Raw genomic sequence first — 4,548 nt, 5'->3', positions numbered from 1 at the left:
CCGCATCGGCCCAACGCAAGTCACCTAACTCGGCATCCAGCGCAACTGCGATGCCCGCGGAAGCTCCCGCGCCGGTGATGTTGGCCACGCTGTCCACGTCAAAGTCAAAGCGATGACCATTGAAGGAAAAGCCAGCAGCGATCCGACGATCTCGCTCAACTGTAACCGCCCTATTCTCTTCCTGGCGCTTCTCGCTGCGTTCAACAAGGCTGCTTTCAGCGACACGTTCAATCTTGATCATTGGCCACCTCTATTGTCTGCGAAGTGGGCAGAGCCGGCAGCGGATAATGCGCTTCTACGCAATAGGTTCCTGCGTCAAATTCGAACTCAAAAGGGGAGTCACTTGGGTCCGCTGCATCCCTATGAAACAGCACATGACCCAGCTTATCGTCACGAACTTGAACGTACAGAATCTCGTCAAATGTAATGGACCAACCACCATCAATCTGCACCAGACTTGGGGTCTGCTTCCGAGGTGTAAGCAGGCCCTCTGTGTTCAAATAGTGCCCCTGAAACTTACGAGGCGGGCCATCACATTCAACAAACCCTTCAGGCACTTCAGGACCGGAGCCGCCACCAGTCACGTAAGTGCCCGTTTCATCGAACTCCAAAAAATAGCGCATCCTAGATCACCGTGGCTTCTGCGTGGATGACGATGTCATCAATGTTGGTATAGGTGGCTCTGGTTCCAGTACAGGATGGCGATCCCGTCGTAGAGCCGATGCTGCCTTCGTTAGTACGGACCAGCACCCGAACTTCGACGTTTGCGTAGTTGCCAATCAGGTGGAAAGTTGGATCGCCCTCAGGGTAGACCCAATTGGAATTGTGGTAGGCGGAGGCATTGGACGTATAAGCCGTTTTCCAGCCCGACCACTTTGAGCCAGTTTTGGTGCGATATTGCAGCTGAATATACGTCCGCTTGGCTCTCCGTGAGATGTTGTAGTCATCTTGGCTCGACCTTTGACAGCTGTAGGACTGGGACCGCCGTCGCCATCTGCCCGAAAAAGCGATATGCCACATGTGATCTGAGCTGATTGGGCCCAAAGCAAGTGATCCAGCTACCCGATTGTTGTCTAAGCCCCGTGCAGTGAAGTTCTCGTAACTGAGGCGATCAGACCCTGCCCCGATCTGTATCCAGTCGCGGACGACCATGTTTTTGAATTCAGCAGAGCCATCAGCTCGAACCGCCCACCCTGAGACGCCAGGTGCATAGTTGTCTGAATTCATATTGTTGGTCACGGCGCCAACGGAATATGGAGCAGGCTCTGAACTGTGTGCTGAGGTTTCGGCGGAGTATGGCTGAAACACAAATACGTAGCTGTTTGAAGAACCGCTGTTTGTAGGGTCTTTCTCAATCACACAGGAGAAGTGGGTGGCGCCAGAAGGTGCCCGCGCCTTCACTCGGTACAATTTCCATTGCTCGGGGTGTGTTGAGACGCCGCTATTGTCATTGTCCAGCGGCACAAAAGCGCTTGAGATAGGCTTTCCATCGCGTTTCCGAAACATGATTTTCAGCCGGCCGCCGCACCTGAGTGAACTCACCCGTGCATAGAATTCGTACCATCGTCCGCCATAGCATGGCACACCCTTGGCAGTATTGCTGCCTGAGCCTAGCGGGTTCAGATAGGCTCTGACATATTTACCCGATGGCCGATGCGAACCGCTTTGTTTAATCTCAAGCGTTGGCAACGAGGCTGAACCCCAGGTTGATCCTGCTCCTCGAAGTGAAATGGAGGTCTGCCGCTCAAGTGTCGCGTCAGTGATGTAAACGCCGACTCGATTTACGCCCGTCAGAAACGAGCTGTCATCAATCAGGTTGCCGCCGCTGGTGAAAGTGATCTTGTCTGCGTTGACTGACCCCACATCAAGATGACGCGCCTTGATCGCGCCATCTACAACCAACTCACCGGCCTGCATTTTCCGGATGCGGATGTCATCGAGATACACTTTACCGTTTGAAGTTCCGGTGTTGTAAACTTGGACGCCAATCTGTGTGCATCCAGCGGGGACTGTGAATTGATGCTCCAAATGCGTCCAAGCAGTATTTGGCAAGTCGGATGCACCATATCCAACTGCGGAAACGTATGCGTTGCCAGCACCTGGTGTTGCATCGAAAAAACGGAGCTTGCTGGAACCTGCACTTCCATTCCAAGAACTCGTGCGTTTTGCCCAGAACTCCACGCGAATTCTCTCTCCTGGAGAAACATTGATCGTCTGATGGAAAGTCGCTGTGCCTGCTGAACCCGATACTTCGAGAGATTTTGTGCCGTTCAAAACATTGGAAGGTGTTGCGTTCAACTTCATGCCGCTGGCAAGGGCAAACGGCAGGGCTGCTTCATCCTCAAAATCGCAACCAAGCGCATAGTTGGTTGGGTCCGTGACGACCAACAAAGGCGTGGTGATTGACTTCTCGGCAATGAAACGCGCGCCATTTGCGCGGATGACAGCGCCGCCGCCTTCCACGTTGTCCCACGCAACCAGTTCAAGCTCTGCTTCATTCTGACCCGCAGCCGCTCGGAACGTGTACGCCGCGCTGGCACGCCCCAACATATCTGCGACAGCTGATCCAAAGTTGGACACACCGGCTATCACGCCGTTGGCAGCCACCCCCATCTGCGTGAGGAAAGAGGCGAAGGCGCTTTGATCAGTGACATCCAATCCTTGCATCTTGGCGATTGAGGCGCTGTTCTCGGAAATAGAAGCCTCCAAACTAGTCCGCGTCGCAGCAATTGCTGCACCGGTCTGTGCCGAGGTCATGTATTCGGTCGTCAATCGCGCGCTCAGGGAACCGATCGAGCCAGAAGGGCCTTCCAGAGTGGATTGCAGTGTCTGTGTAGCGCTTGTGATCGCTTCATTGGCCGTAGCAATCGTGTAGTAGTTATCCGAGAGCGTGGCTGACACCGCGTTGATGCTGGCTTGTAAGACACTCCCTTGCGATTGTAGTTCGCCATCCAGAGTAGCCAACATCGCGTCACGAGTGGCGAAGGCCGAATTCAACGTGCCGAGGAAGCCCGCCGTTAGTGCGTTGTGCTGCGCCGAAACGACATCCGCCGCATCTTGAGCCTCAATGGCCGCCTGCGCCGCATTGTCGATGCGCTCGACAAGCGCTGGCGCAATATCCTCTGCTCCCAAGTAGACCGCATCAGTGGTGGCCTCTAGCCATTCTGTCCAATCGCTTGCGCCATCGAGATTGACCAATGCCCGAACTTCGTAGGTTGTTTCGGGCAAAACTCCATCGCTAAACACCACAGCCCCAGAAACCACTGCGGCGCTCGTACCCTGTGCCACCATCACCGCAGTGGCTTTGACCCGGCATTCCCATGACACACTTGAGGCTTCGACCTGTGCCCACGTCAGCCTGAGCGCAGGCCGCCGCCCCCTTCCTTCAGCATCCCCAATCAGAATGGCAGACAAGCCCACACCTGGCAGAACGAGCGGCGGCGGCGCTGTGCGATATACTGGTGGGTAGTCAATGGGAATCTCATAGTCAGAACTCCAGTCGTAATCGCTGGGATCTCGCTCGCGCAGGACGAATTGACTGCGCAGGCCACGCAATTCGGTTGTCCGGCGCGTCGCCTCAAAAAGCTTGGCTTGATAACCGTTTCTCTCGCTGGACCAAGACACACACTGCAGTGGTGTAACAAAGGCTGCATCACATGGCAGAGGAACCGTGTGGCGAATGAAACGGCGCGCGTCTTCGACATAGGCACGGGCTAGACGCTGTCCCTGCAAATCGTATGGGCAAGCCTCAAGCGTCAACTCAGTCGCCAAGCGGCGATCGCGGTCCTTTGCTTCTAGGTCACTCCTATAATGCGGAGGCGCATCGGCCATTTCCCAACTGGCAGAAGGGCTTGGGAAACTCACTCGAACTCCATTGACTGTCTCAGACAGGCCAGGCCAAGGATCCAACTCGCTCGCTTCACTCACCAACAAATCGCCATCGGTAAAGAAGTAGACCGGCAGTGAGGGTGGTCCCACACGAATGTGCCAAACGCCCCCATCATCTACCACTTCGCCTGAACAAGCGGCCAACAGCTTTTCGAGGATTGCGGCTGGTTCCTGGTCCAAAAACACTTCAAAACCACCGCGATACTGTGGCTCCGTGCCGCCGCCAGAACGCGGAACGGCCAAATCACATTCATTCATCGCGGCAGCCCACACTGAAACTGGCATCTCTTCAGCCTTTGCCTCGCCTCCCCACACATCGCCGGCCGGCAACTCGATGCCACGCTTAATGTTGTAGGCCATCACCGCCAGATTGGTGCTGTGCTCATACGTGGACGCTTTGCCCCAACGGTGCGCCCCTGCCCCACCAGCGGTGCTATCCTTGCGAACGTCATAAAGTTTGATGCCGTCCAACTCGAAGCGAAAAGCCGAAAAGCCATTCCATGTATTGGCGTCGTAAGCTTCAGTAATGATCGCATATGGCCGATTGCGCCCGATCATGTCCCTTGACCAGGGGAAGTCCGGATCATCACCATATTTGTCCAACATCATCGGATCGGCTGCAGTCTGAGTTCCGTCATAGAACGTGATCCACATGCGGTC

The 4,548-nt window shown here is 55.2% G+C and carries 3 protein-coding genes; all 3 read right to left on the bottom strand.

Annotated features, from left to right (window positions below; genetic code table 11):
- A partial coding sequence (locus QOL67_RS21905) for a DUF4376 domain-containing protein (protein ID WP_283428121.1) occupies positions 1-241 on the bottom strand: 241 nt, incomplete at its 3' end.
- Entirely contained in the window at positions 228-623 is a 396-nt protein-coding gene (locus QOL67_RS21900; protein ID WP_283428120.1) for a hypothetical protein, read from the bottom strand. The genes QOL67_RS21900 and QOL67_RS21905, both read right to left, overlap by 14 nt.
- Before the next feature lies 1 nt (position 624).
- On the bottom strand, positions 625-4,548 hold a 3,924-nt coding region (locus tag QOL67_RS21895), incomplete at its 5' end, for a phage tail protein (protein ID WP_283428119.1).

The sequence above is a fragment of the Shimia sagamensis genome (assembly GCF_900182745.1).
GTDB classification, from domain to species: Bacteria; Pseudomonadota; Alphaproteobacteria; order Rhodobacterales; family Rhodobacteraceae; genus Shimia; species Shimia sagamensis.
This window is presented reverse-complemented; position numbering and strand designations above follow the sequence as displayed.